Annotated in this window: 18 protein-coding genes and 4 pseudogenes; 17 read left to right on the top strand and 5 right to left on the bottom strand. The window is 69.1% G+C overall.

What is annotated here, in order from left to right:
- Positions 1-567: 567 nt before the first annotated feature.
- From AB0M67_RS40745 to AB0M67_RS40760, 4 genes are all read left to right on the top strand, one after another.
- A complete protein-coding gene (locus AB0M67_RS40745) occupies positions 568-1,383 on the top strand; it encodes a tryptophan 2,3-dioxygenase family protein (RefSeq protein ID WP_365753185.1) in 816 nt (271 codons plus the stop codon).
- 183 nt (positions 1,384-1,566) lie between these two features.
- Positions 1,567-2,541, top strand: a complete 975-nt coding sequence (locus tag AB0M67_RS40750) for an amidohydrolase family protein (protein WP_365753186.1) — start codon at positions 1,567-1,569, stop codon at positions 2,539-2,541.
- 17 nt (positions 2,542-2,558) lie between these two features.
- A complete protein-coding gene (locus AB0M67_RS40755; RefSeq protein WP_365753188.1) occupies positions 2,559-3,803 on the top strand; it encodes an aminotransferase class V-fold PLP-dependent enzyme in 1,245 nt (414 codons plus the stop codon).
- A complete protein-coding gene (locus AB0M67_RS40760; protein WP_365753190.1) occupies positions 3,800-5,251 on the top strand; it encodes an amino acid permease in 1,452 nt (483 codons plus the stop codon). Before AB0M67_RS40755 ends, AB0M67_RS40760 begins: the two co-directional genes overlap by 4 nt.
- A 118-nt stretch (positions 5,252-5,369) precedes the next feature.
- On the opposite strand, the gene AB0M67_RS40765 is transcribed toward AB0M67_RS40760, so the two are convergent.
- Positions 5,370-6,182, bottom strand: coding sequence for an IclR family transcriptional regulator (locus tag AB0M67_RS40765; protein ID WP_365753191.1), 813 nt, complete (start codon positions 6,180-6,182; stop codon positions 5,370-5,372).
- 90 nt (positions 6,183-6,272) lie between these two features.
- Between AB0M67_RS40765 and AB0M67_RS40770 the strand changes: the two genes are divergently transcribed.
- The 6 genes from AB0M67_RS40770 (at position 6,273) to AB0M67_RS40795 (ending at position 11,882) form a co-directional block, all read left to right on the top strand.
- Positions 6,273-7,280, top strand: coding sequence for a helix-turn-helix domain-containing protein (locus tag AB0M67_RS40770; protein ID WP_365753192.1), 1,008 nt, complete (start codon positions 6,273-6,275; stop codon positions 7,278-7,280).
- A gap of 182 nt (positions 7,281-7,462) precedes the next feature.
- The gene (locus tag AB0M67_RS40775) at positions 7,463-8,494 is read left to right on the top strand and encodes a carbon-nitrogen hydrolase family protein (protein WP_365753194.1); all 1,032 of its coding nucleotides are present in this window, start codon (positions 7,463-7,465) and stop codon (positions 8,492-8,494) included.
- The gene (locus tag AB0M67_RS40780) at positions 8,491-9,603 is read left to right on the top strand and encodes a cupin domain-containing protein (protein ID WP_365753195.1); all 1,113 of its coding nucleotides are present in this window, start codon (positions 8,491-8,493) and stop codon (positions 9,601-9,603) included. The genes AB0M67_RS40775 and AB0M67_RS40780 overlap by 4 nt, the downstream gene beginning before the upstream one ends.
- A 25-nt stretch (positions 9,604-9,628) precedes the next feature.
- Positions 9,629-10,555, top strand: a complete 927-nt coding sequence (locus AB0M67_RS40785) for a fumarylacetoacetate hydrolase family protein (RefSeq protein WP_365753197.1) — start codon at positions 9,629-9,631, stop codon at positions 10,553-10,555.
- The gene (locus AB0M67_RS40790) at positions 10,552-11,367 is read left to right on the top strand and encodes an Asp/Glu racemase (protein ID WP_365753199.1); all 816 of its coding nucleotides are present in this window, start codon (positions 10,552-10,554) and stop codon (positions 11,365-11,367) included. Before AB0M67_RS40785 ends, AB0M67_RS40790 begins: the two co-directional genes overlap by 4 nt.
- 299 nt (positions 11,368-11,666) lie before the next feature.
- Positions 11,667-11,882, top strand: coding sequence for a hypothetical protein (locus AB0M67_RS40795; protein WP_365753200.1), 216 nt, complete (start codon positions 11,667-11,669; stop codon positions 11,880-11,882).
- On the opposite strand, the gene AB0M67_RS40800 is transcribed toward AB0M67_RS40795, so the two are convergent.
- Positions 11,872-13,380: a hypothetical protein gene (locus AB0M67_RS40800; protein WP_365753202.1), complete on the bottom strand. Its 1,509-nt coding sequence runs from the start codon at positions 13,378-13,380 to the stop codon at positions 11,872-11,874. The two genes, AB0M67_RS40795 and AB0M67_RS40800, sit on opposite strands and share 11 nt — an antisense overlap.
- Before the next feature lie 602 nt (positions 13,381-13,982).
- The gene (locus AB0M67_RS40805) at positions 13,983-14,759 is read right to left on the bottom strand and encodes a helix-turn-helix transcriptional regulator (RefSeq protein ID WP_365753203.1); all 777 of its coding nucleotides are present in this window, start codon (positions 14,757-14,759) and stop codon (positions 13,983-13,985) included.
- 55 nt (positions 14,760-14,814) lie between these two features.
- Between AB0M67_RS40805 and AB0M67_RS40810 the strand changes: the two genes are divergently transcribed.
- Entirely contained in the window at positions 14,815-16,101 is a 1,287-nt protein-coding gene (locus AB0M67_RS40810; protein WP_365753205.1) for an MFS transporter, read from the top strand.
- Positions 16,102-16,446: 345 nt separating this feature from the next.
- Here the strand turns inward: AB0M67_RS40810 and AB0M67_RS40815 are convergent.
- A pseudogene (locus AB0M67_RS40815) lies at positions 16,447-16,556 on the bottom strand (phenylacetic acid degradation protein PaaD); the annotation flags it as partial.
- Positions 16,557-16,631: 75 nt separating this feature from the next.
- Positions 16,632-17,246 carry a TetR/AcrR family transcriptional regulator gene (locus AB0M67_RS40820; RefSeq protein ID WP_365753207.1) on the bottom strand — a complete coding sequence of 205 codons (615 nt, stop codon included), beginning with the start codon at positions 17,244-17,246 and terminating at the stop codon, positions 16,632-16,634.
- Between the two features lie 86 nt (positions 17,247-17,332).
- On the opposite strand from AB0M67_RS40820, the gene AB0M67_RS40825 reads away from it, so the two are divergent.
- From AB0M67_RS40825 to AB0M67_RS40850, 6 genes and pseudogenes are all read left to right on the top strand, one after another.
- Entirely contained in the window at positions 17,333-18,583 is a 1,251-nt protein-coding gene (locus AB0M67_RS40825) for an alpha/beta hydrolase-fold protein (protein WP_365753208.1), read from the top strand.
- 684 nt (positions 18,584-19,267) lie between these two features.
- Positions 19,268-19,816 (top strand): annotated as a pseudogene (locus AB0M67_RS40830) (transposase); the annotation flags it as partial.
- Between the two features lie 796 nt (positions 19,817-20,612).
- Positions 20,613-22,289, top strand: coding sequence for an alpha/beta fold hydrolase (locus tag AB0M67_RS40835; RefSeq protein ID WP_365753209.1), 1,677 nt, complete (start codon positions 20,613-20,615; stop codon positions 22,287-22,289).
- 133 nt (positions 22,290-22,422) lie between these two features.
- A pseudogene (locus tag AB0M67_RS40840) lies at positions 22,423-22,746 on the top strand (DUF6181 family protein); the annotation flags it as partial.
- Positions 22,743-23,350, top strand: a pseudogene (locus AB0M67_RS40845) (DUF6349 family protein). The pseudogenes AB0M67_RS40840 and AB0M67_RS40845, both read left to right, overlap by 4 nt.
- Before the next feature lie 133 nt (positions 23,351-23,483).
- Positions 23,484-23,699: a DUF6211 family protein gene (locus tag AB0M67_RS40850; RefSeq protein WP_365753210.1), complete on the top strand. Its 216-nt coding sequence runs from the start codon at positions 23,484-23,486 to the stop codon at positions 23,697-23,699.
- The last annotated feature ends 2 nt before the right edge of the window (positions 23,700-23,701 follow it).

A 23,701-nucleotide genomic window follows, 5' to 3' on the forward strand; every position in this document is an offset into this window, starting at 1 on the left:
TCGCGGGGGGGGGGGGGGCCGGGGGGGGGTGTGGGCGGGGGCCCGGGCGTTGTTGCTATCGCCGCGCGGCCCGCGGGGGGGGGGGGGCCGGGGGGCGGACGGCGCTACTTTGAAGACAGGGCCTAGGCCGGCCTCCCCAGCCGCCGTCTCGCACGACTGGAGATACCGGCCACTCGCACCGCAGACCCACAATCACCACCGCGGCATCTCGACCGAACTCGACACCTACACACACGCCGCGACCTGTCTCGACGCCATCGAACTCACCGCGGCAGTAATCGCCAAGCATCCTCACGATCATGCAAGATCCACTGGCTTCTCCCCATAGGTTCGAGGTCGCTCCGCCGGCCGGACAGTCGTTGCGGTCGGGCGACACAGCGGTGCGCTCATCCGAGTGCCGTACCGGAAACGGATTCCTACGATCGCCTGAACTTCTTCGGTCTCGCGGAACCGCGCGAGAGTAAAAGAAGTCCGCGATTCTTCAAGATCGTTTCGAACCGCACGAGCACAAGCAGGAGTGGAGCCGTCGTGAGCCAGTCACCCAATAAGCGTGATATCGAGCGTGAAATGCATCGGGGTGGTCCCCATGACCTCACATACGCCCAGTATCTGAAGCTCGATGTCCTGCTCAGTGCCCAGCGCACGCGCAGTCGGCCCGAGCACCATGACGAGCTGCTCTTCATCATCCAGCACCACACGTCGGAGCTGTGGCTGAAGCTGATCATTCATGAGCTGCGCGGGGCCATCGGCGGTTTCGCCAGCGATGATCTAGCGACCGCACTGAAGTACATGGCCAGGGTCAAGCACATCCAGCGGCAGCTCTACGAGCAGTGGGCGGTGTTGGAGACCCTCACCCCGGGGGAGTTCGCCGCGTTCCGGGACTATCTGGCGAATTCGTCCGGATTCCAGTCGGGTCAGTACCGGATCGTCGAGTTCCTGCTCGGCAACAAGAACACCGACATGCTGGACATGTTCAAGGACGACCCGGCAACGCATGAAGAACTGCGCGATGTTCTGCATCGGCCCGGTCTCTACGACGAATTCCTGCGGTATCTCGCGCGCCAGGGATACGCAGTCCCGGGGGAACTGCTCGACCGTGACTTCTCGCAGCCGTACACCGAGAATCCCAAACTGTTTCCCATTCTGAAGGAGATCTACGAGAACCCGAAGGACAACTGGCGGGCCTGGGAGACCTGCGAAGAACTGATCGATATCGAGGAGGCGTTCCAGCTGTGGCGCTTCCGGCATATGAAGGCGGTGGAGCGGATCATCGGCTTCAAACGCGGGACGGGCGGGTCCAGCGGGGTCGCCTTCCTACGTGCCGCGCTGGAGCTGACCTTCTTCCCGGAGATCCTGTCCGTACGGTCCGAGATCGGCCGATGAGACACAGCCGAGGCCGCTCCTGGTCTGGCCGGGGCCGTCCGTGGTCGCGGTGCGGTTCCCGGCGGCCCCGATGACAACTCTGGTGATTGACGCGGACGCCGCCTGGTGCGGCGGGCTGGAGCTACGGCGTCGTGTGACGGTGACGGTCGGCCCGCGCGGTGTCCGCTGGGGGCCGATGGACTCGTGCCTCCCAACTCCCGGCGTATCCGGGTAGGCGGCGTCCTCGTCCCCGGACTGGTCGATCACCATGTCCACACCGACCAGATCGACCTGGCCGCGCTGCTCGCGGCCGGCGTCACGGGCGTACGGGATCTGGGGTCGCCCCCGGAGTCCGGCCTCGCACTGGCCACGAGGTCTCCGCACGACCCAGGCCTTCCCCATGTCGTGACCGCCGGGCCGTTCCTGACGGCCCCCGGCGGCTATCCGGCCGATCGCGCCTGGGCGGCGGAGGGCTCCTACCGGGAGGTTCGCGACACGGCCGACGCCGCCCGGGCCGTTGCCCACCTCGCCGCCCGCGGCGCCGGGCTGATCAAGGTGGCGCTGAACGCCGATGCCGGTCCCGTGCTCGGCGACGCGGAGTTACGGGCCGTCGTCGGTGCCGCCGAGCGGGCCGGGCTGCCCGTCGTCGCCCATGCCGAGGGCGCGGGACAGGCACAGAAAGCGCTACTCGCGGGTGTCGGCGAGCTGGCGCACACTCCCTGGACACACCGGCTGCCGGACGAACTGATCCGGGCGTTCGCCGCCCGTACTCACTGGACCTCGACCCTGGACATCCACGGCCGGGGCACGGACACAGCCGAGCGGATGAGGGCCGTCGACAACCTGCGGCGCTTCCACCGGATGGGTGGGAGGGTGCGGTACGGGACAGATCTGGGCAATGGTCCCCTCCCCTCGGGAGTGAACGTCCGGGAACTGGAGGCGCTGTCCGACGCGGGGCTGTCCGCCACGCGGATCCTCGCCTCCATCGCCGTGTCCGCCATGGATCTCGCCGTATTGCCCGGTGATCCGCTGACGGATCCGCTGATGACCAGCCGGGTCACCGCCGTGGTGCGGGCCGGCCGCTACATGGATGTCGTCCAGACACACCACACGGATGCCATGCGCACCCGCATGGGCCCCGTTTCGGCCGTTGTCCGGACGCCCTGCCGTGCGACGTAACGAGAGGACACTCTGCTGTGATCACTGCTCCCCGCGTTCCCTCCCTGGGAGATGCCGAGCGACTCGACCGCAACGACGAACTGGCCGCTTATCGGGACCGCTTCCTGCCCATCGACGACTCCTCGGTCATCGCGTATCTGGACGGGAACTCGCTGGGCCGTCCGCTGAAGCGCACACTCGGCCTCGTGCACGACCTGGTGGCCGACCAATGGTCGTCCCGCATGATCCGCGGCTGGCAGGACGGCTGGCTGGAACTGCCCCAGCGTCTCGGTGACCGGCTGGGCGCGGCCGGCCTCGGGGCCGGCCCCGGCCAGGTGATCCTCGCCGACTCCACCACCGTGTGCCTGTACAAGGTGCTGCGTGCCGCTGTGTCGCTGCGCCCGGGGCGTACCGGGATCGTCACGGACACCGACAACTTCCCCACCGACCGCTATGTCGTCGAGGCCGTCGCCGACGAACTGGGTATGACCATCCACTGGATCGAGTCCGACCCGTCGTCCGGTGTCACGGAGGAGCAGGTCGCCGAGGCCGTCGGACCGGACACCGCGGTCGTCACGCTCTCCCATGTCGCCTACCGGTCCGCCTTCATCGCCGATATGGAGCACATCAATTCACTGGTGCACGCGGCCGGCGGACTCGCGGTGTGGGACCTGTGCCACAGCGTGGGTTCCGTGCCCGTCAGCCTGGACGCGTCGGGCGCGGACTTCGCAGTCGGCTGTACCTACAAGTTTCTGAACGCCGGGCCGGGCGCGCCCGGGTTCCTGTACGTACGCGAGGAGCACCAGGCCGGGCTGCGGCAGCCGATACCGGGCTGGATGAGCGCGCGGGACCGTTTCGCCATGGCGCCGGAGTACGCGGCCGCCACCGGGGTGCGCCGGATGCTTTCCGGCACTCCCGCGGTGACCGGGCTCGCGGGTGTGGCCGCCGGGGTCGAGTTGCTGGCCGAGGCCGGGATCGAGCGGATACGCGCCAAGTCCACCGCCCTGACGCGGATGGCGATCGAGCTGTGCGACGCCTGGCTCGTCCCGTTGGGGTTCGCCGTCGGCTCGCCGCGCGAGGAAGCGATACGCGGCGGGCATGTCACCGTCACCCACCCCCGGGCCGCGGAGTTTGCCCGGACGTTGATCGACAACGGCGTGATCATCGACTTCCGCGCCCCGGACGGTATCCGCGTCGGGCTCTCGCCCCTCTGTACGAGCTTCACCGAACTGTGGGCAGCGCTGGACCGTACCCGCGTTCTCGCTTCGGAGGCGCTGATATGAGTGACACAACCACCGGCAGACCCCCGGAGAGCGGCGGCAGTGGTCTGCACCGGGGGCTCGGGCGGCGGCAGATGGCCCTCCTCGGCCTGGGCTCCGCCCTCGGCACCGGGCTGTTTCTGGGCGCGGGGTCCGCCATCTCGGTCGCCGGGCCCGCCGTCCTCATCAGCTACGCGGCGGGCGCCCTGATCGCGCTGACCGTGGCCTTCGCGCTCGGCGAGATGGTCAGCGCCCTGCCCGTACAGGGCTCGTTCGGCACCATCGCGGCCCGATGTCTGGGCCCCTTCGCGGGGTTCTCCGTGCGCTGGATCTACTGGCTCGCGCTGATCGTCGGCATTGGCAGCGAGGTCGTGGCCGCAGCCATCTATCTGCGCTTCTGGTGGCCGGACATCCCCCTGTGGCTGGCCGTGGTCGTCTTCGCGGGGGCGGTCACCGCCGTCAATACGGCCGGTGTCCGGAACTTCGGCTCGACCGAGTCAGTCCTGAGCGCGATCAAGGCATTCGCCGTCGTCGCCTTCATCATCATCGGCGTCGTCCTCATCGTCTTCGGGCTGCCGGAGCGGCCCGCGACCGGCGTCTCCAACTGGACCTCGCACGGCGGTTTCCTGCCCGAGGGCACCCTCGCCGTCTGGCTGGTCATGTCCATAGTCCTGTTCAGTTTCGCCGGCATCGAACTGGTCGCCATCTCCGCGCCGGAGGCCAAGGAGCCCGGCCCGTCGCTGCGCGGCGCGCTGCGCTCGCTCATCCTGCGGCTGACCCTGTTCTACCTGGGGGCCATCGCTGTGATGCTCGCGGTGATGCCCTGGCCGAAGCTCGCCTCCGGGCACGGGACCGAGACCAGCCCGTTCGTGATGATGTTCTCGGCGGCCGGGATCCCCGCCGCCGCGTCGGTCACCAACTTCGTCGTCCTCGTGACAGCTCTGTCCGCGGCCAACGCCAACCTCTACGCCAGTGGGCGGATGCTGCACTCGCTGGGCAGCGACCGGCTGGCCCCCGCCGCCCTGGGGACGACCACCGAACGCGGTGTCCCCCGCCCGGCCGTCCTCGTCTCCTCGCTCGGCTTCCTGGCGACCGCGGGGCTCACCGCACTGTTCGGGCCACGCGTCTTCTCCGTACTGCTCGCGCTCGGCACCTTCGGGGTGATCGCGGTGTGGATCATCATCCTGCTTACCTTGATGGCGTTCCGCAGGGACCCCGACCGGCCGCCGTCCACCCTGCGGCTGCGCGGGGGCCGCGTCACACCGGTCCTGGGCATCGCCGCTCTGCTCTCCGTCTACGCCACCGGGATCTACGTCCCGGAGATGCGGACAGCGTGTTACGTGGGAGGCCCGGTCCTCGTCCTGCTGGCGCTGGCCTATCTCCTCCTCCGGGCACGAAGGCGCCGGCCGACGGAGCGGCCGGGGGCGGCGCCCCTTCCGCTGCCCGTGGTCAAGGGTTGGACGAGTAACTGATCGTTTCAGAATGAGGTTCGCAGGCAGCGGAGGCATATGACGCATGCCGGACGGACGCCCCGCCGACCAAGATCGTCGAGCACAAGACCCGCAGCGCAATTCCTTTAGAAACGATCGGTCAAGTCCGGGCGGTGGCCTCCCGCTCCACCTCGCGGGCGGCCGCCCGCAGCGCGCGGGCCACCTCCCCGATGCGTTCCCGTCCCATCCGATGGGCCGGAGCCGAGACCGCGAGCGCGGCGACGGCCCGGCCCGTACGGTCGTGCACGGCGACGGCGACCGCGTGCAGACCGGGCTCCGTGCCCTCCAGATTCACCGCGTATCCGCGCTCCCGCACCTCGGCCAACTCCCGCACCAGGTCATCGAACCCGGCGGCCGTGTGCGGGGTGAGCCGCCTCAGGACACCGTCCGGATAGAGCGAGACCAGTTCTTCGCGGGTCAGCTCCGCGAGATACGCCTTGCCGCCGGATGCCGCGTACGCAGGCAGCCGTAGCCCCGTACGCAGCCCCGCCTTCAGAGCCCGCTCGGCCTCGACGCCGTCCGTGAACAGCACATCGGCCCCCTGGAACACCTGCACGCTCACCGTCTCGCCGAGCAGGGCGGACAGCGCCACCAGATGCCGGTGCAGCAGTCCCGCGAGATCGGGCCCGCGGGCCAGCGCGTACGCGAGATCCGTCAGCGCCTTTCCCGGGTGGTACGCACGGGTGCGCGGGTCCTGGACCGCGAAGCCACGCCTGCACAGCGTGGAGATCAGCCGGTGCGCCGTGGAGCGGGCGACACCCAGCCGGCCGGCCACATCGGCCACTCGCAGCGAGGGCGTCTCCCGGAACATCAGCAGGATCCTCAGCACATTGTCGGCGGAGCCGACGGTGTAGGGCGCCGGCCGCCCCGCTCCCTCGGCCGCCTCGGCGCCCTGGTCGGGAATGTTCCACATAGCAGAATCATCGCACGCTGTCGTTCTGTGGAACGGTACATCTTCGTACTCTGGCGGAACAGCAGCCTGAACACCGGGAGACGAGACGCCATGCACCCCGCGCGACCCATTCCACTGAACATCGGCATCGACTTCGCCCGGCACACCCTGCTGCGCTCCCGCGACGAGGACGAGATCGTGACGGCCGTCAGCGGCGTCCTGCGTCCGCACAGCCTCCGCGCGGTGGACCACTTCCAGGTGTCCTGCCTGCTCCAGCACGTGACCATCGGTGGTATCTCCGCGACCCGGCTCCGCTACGGCAGGCGCGTCGTCATCGAATCCGGCCCCCTGCACACGTGCTATCTCGTCAGCGTGCCGCTGGCGGGGACGGCGGTGTATCAGCACGGCGCGCAGACGGTCACGGCGGGCCCGAGCACGGCGACCGTGATCAGCCCGCACGAGCCCTTCCGCATCACCATGGGCACCGACTACGACCAGCTCATCGTCCGCATCGACCGACGCGTCATGGAACGGGTACGGGACGCGCGGGCCGGTGACCACGACGACGAGCCGGTCCGGTTCAAGCTGCCCTTCCACACCGGCTCCGCGGAGTGGGCCGCATGGGCCCCGGCCGCCCAGGCCCTGCTGGGCAACGACCAGTTCCTCACCCAGGTCCAGCGCTCGCCGCGGATGGGCGTGCATCTGGAGTGGCTGCTGGCGTCCGCGCTTCTGGAGGCGCAGCCGAACACCGCGGGCGAGCCCCATGCCGACAGCGGTACGGGGGCGGCGTCACCGCTCTTCGTACGGCGCGCGGAGGAGTACATCCACGCGCGTTTCGCGGAGCCGGTCACGGTCTCCGACATCGCGGATCACGCCCGCGTCAGCACACGCAGCCTCTACGCCGGCTTCAAGGAGCACCGCGGTGTCTCACCGATGTCGCTGGTCCGGCGGCTACGGCTGGAACGCGTACGGCATGAACTGCTCACCACGCCGGGCGGATCGGCGACCGTCACCGAGATCGCGTTCCGCTGGGGGTTCGGGCACCTGGGGGAGTTCTCGGCGGCGTACCGGCAGCGGTTCGGCGAGACGCCGTCGGCGACGCTGGCCCGTACGCCGTGAGAGAGCCCGCCGTGTGGCCGCCCGCTCCGGAACCGTACGCCGGGGCCACGTGCCCTCCCGGCGTCGTACGCCGTGGGACCGCGGGTCCTCCCGCGCCGCACGCAGCGATCCGTGCACGCCTCCGACATCCGCCCGCACTAGGACGATAGAGACCTTCCGCCGCCGTTCCTAGGTTGGACGGCATGCCACCAGCCCATCCCATCCCAGGGCCACTGATCGACTTCCTGGACACGCCCCGCTTCACCGCCGCGGCCGTCCAGGCCGCGCCCGTCTTCCTCGACACCGCCGCGACCGTCGAGAAGACGATCACGCTCATCGCGGAGGCCGCGGGCAACGGCGCGTCGCTCGTCGTCTTCCCCGAGGTCTTCATCCCAGGCTATCCCTACTGGAACTGGACGATGAATCCGGTGCGGGGATCCTCCTGGTTCGAGCGGCTGTACCGGTCCGCCGTCGACATCCCTGGTCCCGAGGTGGACGCACTGCGGGACGCGGCCCGCGACCATGGCGTCGTCCTGGTCATCGGGGTCAACGAGCGTGCCCGGCACAGTCTCGGCACGCTCTACAACTCACTCGTCATCGTCGGTGCCGACGGCGAACTGCTGGGCGTCCACCGCAAACTCGTCCCCACCTGGGCGGAGAAACTCACCTGGACCGGCGGCGACGCCAGCACGCTGCGCGTCCACCGGACCCCCATCGGGCCCATCGGAGCCCTGGCCTGCGGGGAGAACACCAACACCCTCGCCCGATTCACGCTCCTCGCCCAGGGCGAGCTGATCCACACCGCGAACTACATCGCCCTGCCGGTCGCGCCCGCCGACTACGACATGGCGGACGCCATCGCCGTACGCACGGCCGCCCACTGCTTCGAGGGCAAGGTCTTCTCCGTCGTCTCCTGCTCGACCGTCTCGCCGGAGATCGTCGACATCGTCGCGGGAGACGACGAGGAGACGCGGAAACTGCTGGCCCGCCCCCGCAACGCCCTGTCCGGGATCTTCGGACCGGACGGCCGGCCCGTCACCGAACCGCTCGTCGACGACGAAGGCATCGTCTACGGCGAGATCGACCTCGCGCGCTGCATCCAGCCGAAGCAGATGCACGACATCACGGGCCACTACAACCGCTTCGACATCTTCCGCCTCCAGGTGGACAACCGCCCGCAGCCGCCCGTCACGTTCACCGTCGAGCACACGACCGACCCCGGAGAGGACTCATGACCACCTCCTACGACGACACACAGATCGGGCGGGCCCGCGTCGCCGACACGCCCGAACTCATCGCGTACTACAAGGAACTGGAAGCACTCGACGCGGGCGCCCTGTGGACCGTCGCGAACAACATCGAGCCCTGGTATCCGCAGCCCCGCTCCGTACCCACCCACTGGTCGTACGACAAGCTGCGCCCCCTCGTCCACCGGGCGCTGCCCCTGGTCGCGGCCGACGACGCCGGACGGCGGGTGGTCATGCTGACCAACCCGGGCCGCCGTGAACTCAGCGCCGCCGTCGGCCTGCTCTACACCGGTCTCCAGATCATGGGGCCGGGCGAGGCGATGACCGCGCACCGGCATCAGGCGGCGGCGCTGCGCTTCGTACTCGAAGGAACGGGGGCCTGGACCGTCGTCGACGGCCAGAAGCTGAAGGTCGGACCGCGCGACTTCGCCATCACCCCCAACGGCACCTGGCACGAGCACGGCAACGAGTCCGCCGACACCCCCTGCATATGGCAGGACGGCCTCGACATCCCGCTCGTCAACGCGCTCGACGCGCCCTTCTACGAGGTGCACCCCGAACTGCACCAGACGCCCGGCGAGACAGTCGGCTCCTCACTGCTCGCCTACGGCGGGAACCTCCTCCCGTACGGGACCGAGCGCTGGAACAGGCCCTACTCACCGCTGCTCGCGTTTCCCTGGGAGCCGACGTACGCGTCCCTGCTGAACCTCGCCAAGGCGAGCGAGGGTTCGCCCTACGACGGCGTGATCATGGAGTACACCAACCCGGTCACCGGGGGCTCGGTGATGCCGACGATGAGCGCGCACATCCAGCTCCTGCGCCCCGGACAACCCACCAGGGCACACCGCCACACCGGATCCGTCATCTACACGGTCGCCAAGGGACGAGGCCACTCCGTCATCGCCGGCCGACGCTACGACTGGGCCGAGGGCGACCTCTTCTGCGTGCCGTCCTGGGACTGGCACGAGCACGCGAACGGCGATTCCTCCGAGGACGCCGTCCTGTTCTCCTTCAACGACTTCCCCGTCATGCGCTCGCTCGCCTTCCACCGCGAAGAGGCATACGCCGACAACAGCGGCCACCAGCCACTCTCCTGACCCCCGCCCTCGCACTGGAGCACCCATGCGTTTCGTCACCTTCTCCGGCTCTGACGCGGTACCCCGCCTCGGAGCCGAAACCGGCGACCGGATCATCGATCTGACCGCGCTCGCCATCGAGCACCGCGTCGCCCTCCCCGACAGCCTGCTGGCGCTCGTCCGGTCCGGTGGTCCCGGCCTGGAGGCCGCCGACACCCTGCTCTCCCGGCAAACCCCTGAATCGCTGCTGCGGTTCTCCCTCCACCGCGACCAGGTGGTTCTGGCGGCGCCCTTCCGGCCCGGCAAGATCATCGGTGTCGGCCTGAACTACACCGAACATGTCGAGGAGTCCAGCCGCAGCCTCGACACCGACAGCCAACTGCCGCCCAGGCCGGTCCTCTTCAGCAAACCGGCCACCGCCGTCATCGGCCCGGGCCGTCCGATCCGGCACAACGGCGCTCTCACCTCCCAGCTGGACTGGGAGTGCGAACTCGCCGTCGTCATCGGCCGCACCGCCCGGCGCGTCGCGGAGGAGGACGCGTGGGACCACGTCTTCGGCTACAGCATCCTCAACGACATCAGCGCCCGTGACCAGCGTCGCTCAGGCCAGTGGTTCTTCTCCAAGGGCCAGGACACCTACGCCCCCTTCGGGCCTGTGGTCGTCACCCGGGACGAAATCCCGAACCCACAGGAGCTGGATCTCACCCTGCACGTCAACGGCGAGAAGAAGCAGGACTCCAACACCCGGCACATGCTCTTCGCCATCCCGCGCCTCATCGCGGACATCTCCTCCGGGGTGACGCTCGAACCGGGTGACGTCATCGCCACCGGATCGCCGTCCGGCGTCGGCGCGGGCCTCGACCCGCCCCAGTTCCTCCACCCCGGCGACCTGGTCGAGGCCACCATCCAGTCCATCGGTACCCTGGCCAATCCCGTGATGGACGCGGCCAGTCCGGAGGCGGACGCGCGATGACCGACTCCCTCCGCTACCGCATCGGGCAGATCGTGCCCAGCTCCAACGTCACCATGGAAACCGAAATCCCCGCGATCCTGCGGGCCCGCCAGACCATCGAACCGGAGCACTTCACCTTCCACTCCAGCCGGATGCGCATGACCCATGTCACTCCGGATCAGCTCAGGTCCATGGACGCCGACTCCGACCGGTGCGCCCTGGAACTCTCCGACGCCCGCGTGGACGTACTCGGGTACGCGTGCCTGGTCGCCATCATGAGCATGGGCCTCGGCTACCACCGCGTATCCGAGAAACGCCTCCACCGGCAGACAGTGCGCAACGGCGCCCCTGCCCCCGTCGTCACCAGCGCCGGAGCACTCGTCCACGGCCTCAAGACCCTCAAGGCCACCAAGGTTGCGCTCATCGCCCCGTACATGCTGCCGCTGACCCGGACCGTGGTCGCCTATCTCGAACACGAGGGCATCGCGGTCATCGACTACGAGGCCCTGGAAATCCCCGACAACCTGGAGGTCGCCGCCCACGACCACCGTCTCCTGCCCGCGATCGCCCGCCGCCTGGACTACACCGGCGCCGACGCGGTGGTCCTCTCCGCATGCGTCCAGTTGCCCTCCCTCGGCGCCATCGACGAGGCCGAACAACTCCTGGGCCGCCCGGTGGTCTCCTCCGCCGTGTGCACCGCCCACCAGATGCTGCGCGCACTGGGCCTGGGCGCGGTCGCCCCAGGGGCGGGCCATCTCCTCTCGGGGAGTTATGCGGAAAGCGCGATACCGGCTGATGTCCCCAATGAAACGGACATCCCCGCGGTGGGCTGATCCGCACGGCGTGCACCGGCCGGCGTTCCCTGACCGCGAGCCGCCCTGATCCTTGTCGCCGGTCGTCATAGTGGCCCGTCTTCGAGTACCTCCTCGGGCGCGCGTTCGAGGCGGAGTCTCTGCTGGTGGCGCAGTGGGGTGAGCGGAAGTTGAACGGGGACTGCGACATGCTCGCCCCATGCCCCGCTCGCCTTCGTGGACTTCGAGACGGCGGACTAGTCCCTGTCCGGCCACGGGCGGAGCAACGGCCGGGAACCCGAACCGAACAGGGGCAGGCTCAGAATGGCTCGGAGGCCGAAGTGCGTCCGGAAGAACTGATCGAGATCACTGCCGTCGGCGGCCGGTGGCGGCAGCGTTTCCACGCCCCGGGAGCGCAGGCCGTCGAGGAGTACGCCGAGGTGGCGGCCCGCGAGATCCGCCGCTGGGGCATCGTCGCGCTCGACTGCGTCTACGAGCGCGACGCCGTCACTCGGCTGACGCCCACTCACCGAACGAAGCGACGTCCTAATCCCTGACCTTGAGGAAGCGCATCCGGGTTGCGCCATTGCTGTCGGTGCCGCCGGCCTCGGCGTCGGAGATCTTGCCGCCGGTGAGGACGAACATCAGGTGCAGGCGGACCGTCCGGGGGCCGGAGGCGACCGCGTACTCGGTCATGATGTGTGTGGTTCCGCCTTGTTGCTCCTGCCTCGCCGCGTTGATCGCCGCGATCTGGGTGAAGCTCGTCAGGAGGGTGTCCGTGGTCTCGTCCCTGAGCCAGCCGATGATGTAGCCGCTGCCGCCGGTGGCGGAACCGAGCGCGTACCGTACATCGCTGTCGATGTGGTACACCCCGGCTTCCGGGAGCACGATGTCAGACTCGGGGATCGGCACGTCAGTACCTGCCTGGGCCAGGAGGTTGGCGTGCTGCCTCTCGGCGTTGAGGAACGCGCTCACCGGCGTGAGACGGGCGCCGATCTCCCACCTTTCCGGGCAGCCGGGCGCTCCGGTGACGTCGATGTCCACCGACCGTTCAGTGCTGCTGTTGCCGCCAGGAGCGATACCCGTCAGGTCGATCCGCGGCACGAGTAGCCCACCGGTCGTGTTCCGTGCGGCATTGCACGGGGACGGGTCCAGAGCAGGCGTGTCAGGCGCGTACAGACACCCGTCGCTGCCCCGAGTGATTGCGTTGCCCCGGTCTGTGGAGATGCACGGAGGGCGGGCGGTGGCGCATCCATCCTGGCAGGAGGCGACCGGGATGACCGGCGGGACCGCGGCGTAGGGAGTCGAGCCGTCGAGGGTGTCGGTCGTGCAGGTGACCGCGCCGTCGCAGTTACGGCAGGTCGTACGGAGGAACGGCCTGCCGCAGCCCGGGGCGGACGCCTGGACGGTGAGGACGAAGCTGTCGACGGTCCACTGCTTGGGGCCGACTCGGCAGGTGTCGTCGTTTCCTGTTTCCAGGTTGAGTTCGATGACGATCTTTCCCGCGAGGACGTCCGCGAGGGACACGGTGGTCGGTGGGATGACGCCGTTGTCGTCACCACCCGCCGGCAGATCGGGTGGGCCCAGGAGATCGGTGCGGATCGGGGTCGTGCCGTTCCACAGGGCGAAGCGGCCGTAGAGCTGGCAGGCCGTGTTCCTGCCGTCGTTGTGGACATGGACCGAGGCGCTGATCGTGACGCTGGTGGGGTTGCCGCGCAGTGCCGTGGGGTCGATGTGCACGACGCCGGCGAGCCAGGTGTGCTGGCCGTTGTGCGTCCCGTCGTCGGCCGGGAACGTGCCCGTGCCGCTGTTCAGGATGGTCTGGGCGACGACAGGGTCCAGTGCGGCATGGGTGTTGGCGATGGTGTAGTACGGCGTCGGGTCGGTGCTGCTGGCGGTCGCTGCGACCCGGTACGGCGCGGAGTCGCGCAGTGGGGTCGTCTCGCAGTGCTCGCACGGCTTGGAGCCGGGACAAGCAACGGGAGGACAGGCCGGCTTGGAGGGCTGACAGCCGCCGATGGCGATGGGGGACTGCCCGCAGCCGCATCCACTCATGGGTCAACTCCTTTTGTGAGGTGGAGGGGTGGCAGTGGCGGTGTGCCCCGTCCACTTTGGCGCGGTTGGGACACGAGAGGGTGGTGCGCCGGCTCGTCGGCCGAAACGGACAAAAGTCGAGAGGGCAGGCGCGTTGAGGGATACCGGCGTCCCTGAAGTCGGCCGCGCGACCGGGGAGCGGAAGAAGACCGTCTGGCGGACCGCTCGCCGGGTCGTGGCTGACATGACGTCGATCGTCATCCAGCTACGTGTTCCCGCAGCCGGTCATGTCCTTGGGGGGGGGAACAGGAGCGGCCATCGGCCCCTATTCGCGATTCTGCTACTGGTACTGGTACTGGTACTGGGCAAACCGCGTTGGGCGCCAGGACATTGGAATACCTGAAGCTCAGTCACTTGGCTTCTTCGTTGCCATTCCTAATGTACTATCCCGTGATCTGTCGGGCATTACCCCGTTAGGGTGGCTGATTTCACCGTCAAGGTGGCAGAACCGCAGGACCAAGCTCGACGGCTTCAAGCCTTACCTGCACGAGCGATGGGCCTAGGGCGTGTTGCGAAAGTAGCGCCGTCCGCCCGCAGGCCAGGCGGGACTTTCGCAACACGCCCTAGCCGCCCTCGGTGGGGAGTTGACGGTTGCGGTAGCGGCCGGGGGTCTCGCCGACGAGAGCGGCAAAAGCCTCGATGAAGCTCGTCGGATTGGCCCAGCCGCAGGCGAGAGCGGTGTCGGTGACGGACTTCCCCGCGGCGAGCCGGGTGAGCGCGTGGTGGATGCGTAGCTGAGTGCGCCACTGATGAAAACTCATCCGGAGTTCCCGCCCGAAGAGCCGGCTGAGCGTACGCTCACTCGCCCCGACGCGCGCGCCGAGCTCGGCGAGAGTCTGCTGATTGGCAGGGTCGGCGTAGAGGATGCCGGTCAGCGCCCGGAGCCGGTCGTCGGCCGGCTCGGGCAGATGCAGCGGCTGCTCGGGCGCCGCGGTGAGCTCGTCGACGACGACCGCGTGCAGCCGGTCGACCGCCTCCGGCGCCCGCCCGCCGGTGTCCGCCTCCTCGGCCGTGAGGGCGAGCAGAGCTTCGCGGGCGAGCCCGGAGACGGTGAGCACGGCGGGATGCGCGGGCAGCCGGGCGGCGAGTGCGTCGAACAGGAACAGAATTCGCATGTCCGCGTTGCCGTGCGCGGTGTGGTGGTGCTCGAAGGCCGCGGGAGTCCACGCCACCCGGGTCGGCGGAGCGATCCAGGTACCCCTGGCGGTGGTCACGGACAGCACGCCGGTGGCCGAATAGACCAGGTGACCGCGGTCGTGGGCATGGATGGGCAGCCGCTGCCCGTGCGCTAGGACGATGCGGCCGCGTTCCGCGAGATCAAGATGGCGGGTTTCCCTCATAGGTTGGCATCCTATCGGTGGCCCGCCGTCGCGGCTCCGCCCGAGAGTGAACGGCATGAACAGCCCAGTGACCCAACAGGCCCCAGCGGCCCGCCCGTCGGCGTCCCGGCAGCCGTCCCTTCCCGGACCGGCCGGGGCGCGCACCGTACAAGCCGCTTTCGCGTTCAGCCTGGCCGCGGTGAACCTGCGCATCGCCGTCGCGTCCCTGTCCCCCGTACTCACGGAGGTCGAGCACGACGAACACCTCTCATCGTTCGGCGCCGGAGCCCTCTCGACGGTGCCGGTCCTCTGCTTCGGGGCGTTCGCGTTCCTCACGCCCCGGCTCACCCGCCGCTTCGGACCCCACCACCTGCTGTGGTACGCGCTGCTCGCGCTGACCGGCGGCATTGTGCTGCGCTCGGTCCCGGGAGTGTTCGCCCTGTTCGGCGGCACCCTGATCGCCGGTGCCGCGATCGCGGTCGGCAACGTCCTCATGCCGCAGCTCATCAAGCACGACTTCGCCGGCCGCGCCGGGCTGATGCTCGGCTGCTACTCCCTGGCCCTGTCCGGCGGAGCCGCGCTCGCCGCGGGCGTGGTCGTCCCGCTGGAGTCGGCCACCGGCTGGGGCTGGCGGCAGGTGCTCGCGCTGTGGGCGATCCCGTCCCTCATCGCCGCCCTCGCCTGGCTTCCCGAACTGCTCGTGCCGGACCGGCGTTCCGCGAACCGCCAGCGACGGGAGCTGGTGAAGCAAGGAGGAGCCGATACCGCCACACCCACACTCAGGGCGCTGTGGCGCGACCGAACCGCCTGGGCGGTGACCCTGTACATGGGTCTGCAGTCCCTCGGCTACTACGCGATCCTCTCCTGGCTGCCGACGCTTCTGCAGGACCACGGCATGAGCGACAGTCAGGCCGGATGGATGCTCTCCTTCTCAAGCTTCCCCGGCATGGCCGCAACCTTCGCGGCACCCTGGCTACAGCAGCGTCTGCGCCCGTCCTTCGTCGTGCCCCTGGCGGCTGCCCTGCTGTGCGCGACCGGCTTCGTCGGCCTGCTCACGTCCCCCGTGTCGGGCGCCTACCTCTGGATGACCGCCCTCGGACTGGGCCAGGGCCTCGCCATCGGTCTCGCCCTCGGCTACATCGTCGCCCGCTCGCCCGACGCGCACCACACCGGCCGGCTCTCGACGATGGCCCAGGGGATCGGCTACCTCATTGCCTGCCTCGGCCCGCTCGGTCTCGGCCTGCTGCACTCCGCGAGCGGGGGATGGTCGCTGCCGATCGCCGTGCTGCTCGCCGTGCTCGTCGCGCAGACCGTCGCGGCCTTCGGCGCGAGCCGTGACCACCATGTCCTGGCGTCCTCCTGAAGGGCCAGGGCCCGCGAGCTCGGCAAGATCCACAAGACACGCCCCAGGTGGTCGGCAACCGGTGGGCGGCCAGGCACGAACGCGACGAGGGCAGTTGCGTGAGGGGACTGGTATTGGCGGTCAGCACGGCGGCGATCTGGACCCCGCAGGGTGCGAAGTCCACGTCCAGCATGGTGACGCCGCAGCGGTTGAACGCTGCGAGGGGTTCACTGGCGGGTGCTTGGAGATGGTCGCGCCATGCTTCCCCATGGTTCCTCTGGCGGCGCGGAAGGTCGCCGCTCCGCTCGTTGTCCGCACATTACGCAGGTCAGAGGCCATGCTCCGGCGACGGTTGTCGCCGACGGTCGCCGTGAGGACATCCCCGTCATAGGCGGGGCCACGAAGGTGAGGTCGGCTCCGGAGGCGACAGCTACGGGGCCGTGGCTGTCGCAGGCGTGAGCGAAGGCCGACTCTGCCGCCCACGTCCAGCATGTCAATTCCGAGCAGTCGCGAAGCACAGTCCTCGTCGCAGAAACCGCCCCCTGCTGCTCTTACGAGCCTGCTTGACGCTCCGGACGTGATCGTGGAACGGATTGACCCTCTCGCATGCGCAGGATCAAGGTGACCGCGTCCTCCGAGCGGGTTCCGGGAGTCAGGACTTCCTGCAAGAGGAGGCCGCGAATCGCGGCAATGGTGACGGTGGCCACATCCCGCGCTTCCTTGGTGTCGAGCCCTTCGCGTTCCGCGAGTGAGGACAGCATCACGGTCAGGTCGCCGATCGACTCGATGAACTCACCGAAGTCCTCGGGGCCGTACGCGGCCAGTCCGACGACGTAGAAGAAGCCGCGGGCACGCGACAGCTGCTCTGGCCGGGTGTAGGTACGCCAGATCGCCACAACGAAGTCGTCGAAGGTGCCCTGCTGGGCGGCCTCCAAAAGTGCCTCGTTGTCACGGGATCGCCGCGCCTTGAGCATGGCGGCCAAGACGCCCGAGAGTGACCCGAAGTGGTAGCGCAACAGGGCGTGGCTGGTCTCGATCCGGGCGGCGATCTCACGGAGCGACATCTCCGGCGGGGGAAGGGCCTCACCGAAGGCGTCGAGAAGCCGTGCCAGGAGTCGCTCGCGCGCGCTGCCCTTGCGTTCCGAGGTTGACAGGATCACTCCCACAGTTTATCCATTGGAAAAGAAAGATTGGCGGTTCCGTGTTGCTTCACACATGGTCGCAGTCAGCTCGCAACGGCGGAGGATCGACCATGGGACCTGCTCATGTAGTCGGCGCGACGGTCATCGACGGATCGGGGCGCGATCCCAGCAACCTCGACATCACTATCGAGAACGGCCGTATCACCCAACTCGGTGCCTCCAGCGCGCACGGCGAGCGTCTCGATGCCGAGGGATTGACGATGACGCCCGGCCTGATCGACGCTCACGTCCACCTGGGCCTGTCGAGCCCGATCCAGCCGCACGTCTCGTTTCGGATAAGCGCCGCCGAGATCCTCGGCCTGTCCGGCCGGGTGGGTGTCATCACTCCCGGCGCGCAGGCAGACCTCGTTCTTTGGAACGGCAACCCTCGAAGACCCAGAACTGTTCTCCGACCCCACCAACGCCATCCTCGTAATCCAGGCCGGCCAAATCCTAAAGGACCTCAGATGAGCACCATGTGGCAGGGCTGCCTCGCCCACACCGACTACTTCGAGATGCGCTCCAGCGGTGGGCACGACTACGGCGTCTGGGTCACCACGCCACCGCGCTACGACCCTGCCACGGCGCAAGCGCCTGTCGTGTACGTGCTCGACGGCAACTGGGCCGTGGGCATGACCGCCCCACTCATCGTCACGCAACTGGACCCCATGCAGTCGATTCAGCCCTATGTCCAAGTCAGCGTGGGTTACGCGGGCGAGGAAGCAGAGCACTGGGAGCGGTTGCGCAACCGCGATCTCGTGCCCCCCTGCGAACCCATCGCGAAGGAGTACATCGACGCGGTGGAGATGGGGGTCGAAGCGGGCACGATGACTCGCGAGCAAGCCGACGCCTACCTCGCTGAATTGAGCGACAGCCGCGGGGATATGTTCCTGAACTTCCTTACCGACGACCTGCACCCGCGGATCGAACGCGACTACGGCACAGCCCCGAGCGGTCACGGCCTCTTCGGCTATTCCTACGGCGGACTCTTCAGTCTCTACGCCTGGCTCACCAATAGCACCTTCTTCGAGAGCATCGGCGCGGGCAGCCCCGGCATTGTCAACGCGGACAGTCAGGTCTTCGCTCGTCTTCAAGCAATGGGTGACACCCTGCCCACTACCAAGCTTCACATGACCTTCAACGACCGAGAGATCCTGGGAGACTTGGCGGTCTACCAGAATCTCGCGAAGAACGCGGCCACGTTCCTTCACCGCCTCACCTCACGCAGCGGATCCGTCACCAGCGCACTCATGCACGAAACGCACGTGACTGGGCTACAGGCATCGTTCCTCAGCTACCTCAGGACCTGCCGCGGCCAGTAAGCCTGGACGCCGCGGCTCCGCCTGACCGCAGCGCTGGGCGGCGGCGCTCTCCTGGCCAGTGCCGCCGCCCCGAGTGCCTGGCACCACTCGCCGCACCCGACCGACCCCCTGCGGCTGACCGCGGCCCATGCCCCTCCATTGCTGTTCGCCGCCATCGTGCCTCGACTGCTCGGAAGAGCAGCCGCCCAGGCCCGCGCCGAGCCGGCATCCGCCGATTTCCCGCATCGTCCAGCTGAGGATCGACGACATCGAACGCCAGCGGGACGAGTCCTACATCCGACTCGGACACCAGCCCGTAGTCATGCCGCCGGCACTCGCTCGACTGGTCGCTGTGCAGGCCGAGGAAGCACGACAGCGCTCCAACTCAAGGTCCTGTTGGCTGTTCCCCGGACGGGCCCCAGGGCTCCCGGCCGCTTCCAAGACTTTCGGGATCCGGCTCCGCCGCGTCGGCATCGACAGTAAGGCCGCCCACAACACGGCACTCCTTGCCCTCGCTACGGGTCTCCCCGCCCCAGTGCTGAGCAAGATCACTGGCGTGCACATCAACACCGCGGTCGGCTTGGGGAGGGGTCGGTGGGGTGGCTGGCGCCGTGGCAGGCGAAGTGTGCGATCGAGCAGGTGGCCAGGTGGTCCAGGACAGAGGCCTTGGTCGGTGTGCTCGGGGAAGGGCTGTCCGGCCGGGCGGGGCCGCCCAAGCACGGCAGCGAGTTCATCTTCAAGGACAGCCGGACCTGGGGCGCCCCGGACGCTGAGACTAAGGCGGAGACCACCCGCTACGGCACCGCCCACGCCCTGGGCCGGGACCGGCTCCACCCCGAACTCCAGCAGCGTGCCGCCTGGCGGGACCACCCCGGCGGACTCCCGGTCATCGAGGGCACCGTCATCCGCCTCCAGGTCGACCACCTGCCCAGCGGCAGCGACCCCAAGCCGCTGTGGCTGTGGTGGTCACGGCCGACAGCCGGCCCGGCGGAGACTGATCTGGCCTGGCAGACCTTCCTTCGGCGATTCGACATCGAGCACTTCTTCAGGATGATCAAGCAGACACTCGGCTGGACCGCTCCGAGAATGCGCGCGGCCGAGGCGGCGGACCGCTGGACCTGGATCGTGGTCGCCGCCCACACCCGACTTCGCCTCGCCCGCCCCCTGGCCACCGACCTACGCCGGCCGTGGGAGAAGCCGGCCGAACCGAACGGACTCACCCCCGCCCGGGTCCGGCGCGGGTTCCGACACCTGCACGCCAAGACCTCAACACCGGCCGCAGTGCGGAGGGCCATCTCCGTCCCGAACGCACCGTCCGTGAGCCCGTTTCGTATGGCCGCGCCGATGGCGCGTGAGCGGCCAGCCGGCCCGCGCCACCTGCCGACGCTCGTGTCCGCCATCGCGGGTTGGTACCGCGATCAGGAGAAGGAGGCCACCGAGCGGGCCGCCCAGAACAGCAAGCCGCAGGGCACCGTGGGCGAGCGCATCACCACGAACGCCACCGTCACCACCGTGGTCGAGCTGACCGGCACGGTCAAGGACCACAGCGTCTACGGCGAGACCGCACAGACCGTACTCACCCGGTGCCGCGTCGCCGCACGCGAACCGCAGCCCCGGCCGGGCGGGAGCCACCGCCCGGCCGGACGCCGACCGCCGGGCCGTGGGGTGGACGGCGTCGAGCCGCCCACCCCACGCTCCGCCCACCAAGGGCGTGCCCTGCGCGCACGACGGCAGTGTCCATCGCGCTCCGCGCGACCACGGGCGGCACCTCACGGCGAGGCCACGGCACGCCGCCAGGCAGGGCCCTATGTGAGGCTGCTGTCTCGTGATCCACGCGGCTGCTCGGGACCGTTGTGGTCCTTGGCCGTGTACGTCCCCTGCCGTCCGCGGGAGGAGAGCACAATCCTCTGCCCACCTGAGGGGTTTGAACGGTGTCGGGTCATTCTTTCGAGGGATGGGGGAGGTTCACCGCCCGGGGTGAGCCGCGATCAGCGAGAGCATGCCTTCGACAGATCGTCACATTCCTGGAATCTGGAAGGCGGGCACTCCCATGCCTGTTGATGGCCACTCGGCGGCTCCGTTCGCGCTCGACCCCGAAAACGTTGCCACGCTGGACGCGATCCGCGAAGCGCTGCTGGACCCGTCTCCGCGCCGCATCGGCCGGCTCGACCAATGGGGCCTGGCCGACACCTACGAGACGTACGCCGAGATCGCCGAGTACCGCGAGACCCCGATCGTCATGGCGGACGGGACCCAGATCGACGCGGCGCTGAGCGTGCCGCGCAACCTCGCGGGCCAGACCTGTCCCGTGGTCGTCATGCCCGCCCCGCTGGTCGCGATCGGCCGCACGGCCTACCTCGGCATGTTCCCGCGCCTGGCGCTCGGCGGCTACGCCGTCCTGGCCTACAGCCAGCGGGGCCTGGCCGGCTCAACCGGCGAGATCGACGTCGCCGGGCCGCAGGACGTGGCCGACGGCGTCGAGATCCTCGACTGGCTGACCGGACAGGAGGGCGTCGACGCGGACCGGATCGGTTGCTTCGGCGCGTCCTACGGCGCCGGGACGAGCCTGCTGCTGGCCGCGAAGGACAGCCGGGTCAAGGCCGTGGCGGGCGCCAGCGCCTGGGGAGACCTGTTCGCCTCCCTGTACGAGAACGGCACCGTGCACACCGCGGCGTTCGAGGCGCTCGTCGCGCTGTTCGGCGAGGAGCGGTGCTCCAAGGAGTTCCGCGGGGTCATCGAGAAGATCCGCGGCAACACCATCGACGACGAGGTGAAGGAGTTCGCCCGGGTCCGCTCGCCGAAGCAGTACCTGAAGGCGTACAACGACAACGAACTGCCGGTCCTGATGACCACGTACTGGCACGAGACGATCTTCTCGGTGCCCGCCGTCGTCGACTTCTTCAAGGGCCTCCAGGGTCCCAAGTCGCTGCTCGTCCAGATCGGCGACCACGGCAACGGCGAACTGCCTGGCCTCCTGGGGCTGATCGCCAAGCCGACCGAGACGGCCTACCGCTGGCTGGACCACTACCTCGGCGGCACGGCCGGTAACGGGACGCAGCCCCAGTTCGGGGTCCGCTCGGAGTACATGCACAACCTCCTGTCCGAACTGTCCCACGACACCTGGCAGGAGTACGTCCTGCCCCGCAAGCGGTTCCATCTCGGCGCCGCGGCCTCCGGCGAGGCCGACGCGACGATGGCCGAGGGGCAGCCGCAGCCGGGCTGGACCCGTTCCCTCGACGCCACGGGCAAGAGCACCGAGGCCGTCGTCGCCCCGCAGCTCGTCAAGACGGGCCTGGCCGAGCGCTTGGGTCGCCCCCACACCTACAAGACCGCCGCCGTCGCTGTGGCCTGGACCACGGCGCCGCTGGAGCAGCCGATGCGCGTCCAGGGCGAGCTGGAGCTGCGGGTCACCGTCAAGCCGCAGGCGGCGGGGGACGCCACGATCGTCGCCTACCTGATGGACTTCAACCCGGCGACTGGCAACGCCCGCATCATCACCCACGCCCCGTACACCGTCACCGGCCGGCCTGCCGGTCAGGCCACCACGGTGACCTTCCCTCTCCAGCCCGCCCACTACGTGCTGGGCAAGGGCCGACAGCTCCAGCTGATCATCGACTCGCACGACCCGTTCTTCTCTGACGCCAACACCACCCCGTCCACCGTCGAGCTCTCATCCCCGAAGAGCACCGAGGCATACCTCGACATCCCCCTCGCCCCCCTGCCCTAACGGCAGCACCCCGCAGAGCCTCACAGCTGACCCTGGTCCGGTCCGCCGACGAGCGGACCGGACCAGTCCCTCCTACCCCACCCGCGGCTCCGCGTACCTGCCGAAACAACCGTGACAGGTACAGCGAGACGGCGTCCACCGGATCGGTGTGCCTCTCCACCCCCGCCTCAGCGCGTCCGAGCTGATCCGTGTGCTCCTCGCGGCCCCCGTGGAGACGAACCTCAACGTCCTTGAGCCCGTGAAGGTCCGGTCACTCATCGCCGACGTCCTCACCCGGCACGGCTATGACGTGCTGGACCGGTCGTCGTACTACCCCGACTTCGACCGCCACCAGGACGCACGCCGCGCAGTCCGCCGGGCATACGGCCCGCGGTTCCTCGACGCCCCCGACGAACAGGCCGTGCTCGCTGATCCTCTCCGCGAAGTGCTCGCCGCCGCCCGGAGCGAGAAGCCGTGACCGCGACCGTCACCGAGCCGAGCGGCGCGCGAGCGCGACAGACGTACTACTGGCGGGTGCGCAACGCACGAACCCGCGCCCGCCCGGAGAGCGCGGGGCAGCTGTGGCACATCCAGCCCGGACATCCGGGCGGCGCGTACTGCGACCTCGGCCACGAACTGGACCCGCCCGCACACCACAGCCCGACCCTGCCCTCCCGCAGCCGGCCAACCGGCCGCCGGGGGGCAAGCAGGAGTTCCGGGGCGGGTGCCTCACCTGCGGCTGGGAAGGGCCCGTCCACCGTGGCCACGGGTACGGCGACGGCGACAACGAGGCGGTGGAGGACGCACACGACCACGCGTTCCCGGGTTGGCGGACGCTGCCGCCGATCACCAGGGTCAAGGACCGGTGGGAGATCCCCCAGAGCCGGGGCCGCTGGAATCAGCTGACATCCCTGTACCCGGCGGGGTGGGTAAATCATGGCGCCCCGCTCCTGGCCTGGAGCCGCTACCGAGCCGAACCCCATACCTCTCCGCAACGCGGACGCCCCCGCTACGAACTCCGCATAGACCGGGCGCCGAGCGACCGGGACAAGCGCCCGACAGATCAGGGGGCACTCTTCTGATGACCGCCGTCCTCCGAACCAGGGCCCCGCCCCGATCACAGCAAAGGTGGTTTAATTATTCCGCCGTCAGCGGAGTAGGGCAACCTCCGACCGGCCGAGCGTCGAACCGACGCCGTACCACCCCAGACAACGAGTGACGGCCGGCACACAAGGGCAACAAGGCGCTGGCCGTCGATGTCTCTCTCACCAGAAAGACCGCACCACGCTATGCGACCGACACCCCGACCACCCCGGCCGCGCTGACTGGGCTGCCGCCGTCCCCCTGGACGACATAGCCACGCTCACTCGGCTCGAACCGACCGGCAGCCGCACATGGGTACCGGCCCCGGAACTGGAAGACGCCGAATGACG

Origin of the sequence: Streptomyces sp. NPDC051662, assembly GCF_040681655.1 — a bacterium.
Lineage (GTDB): Bacteria > Actinomycetota > Actinomycetes > Streptomycetales > Streptomycetaceae > Streptomyces.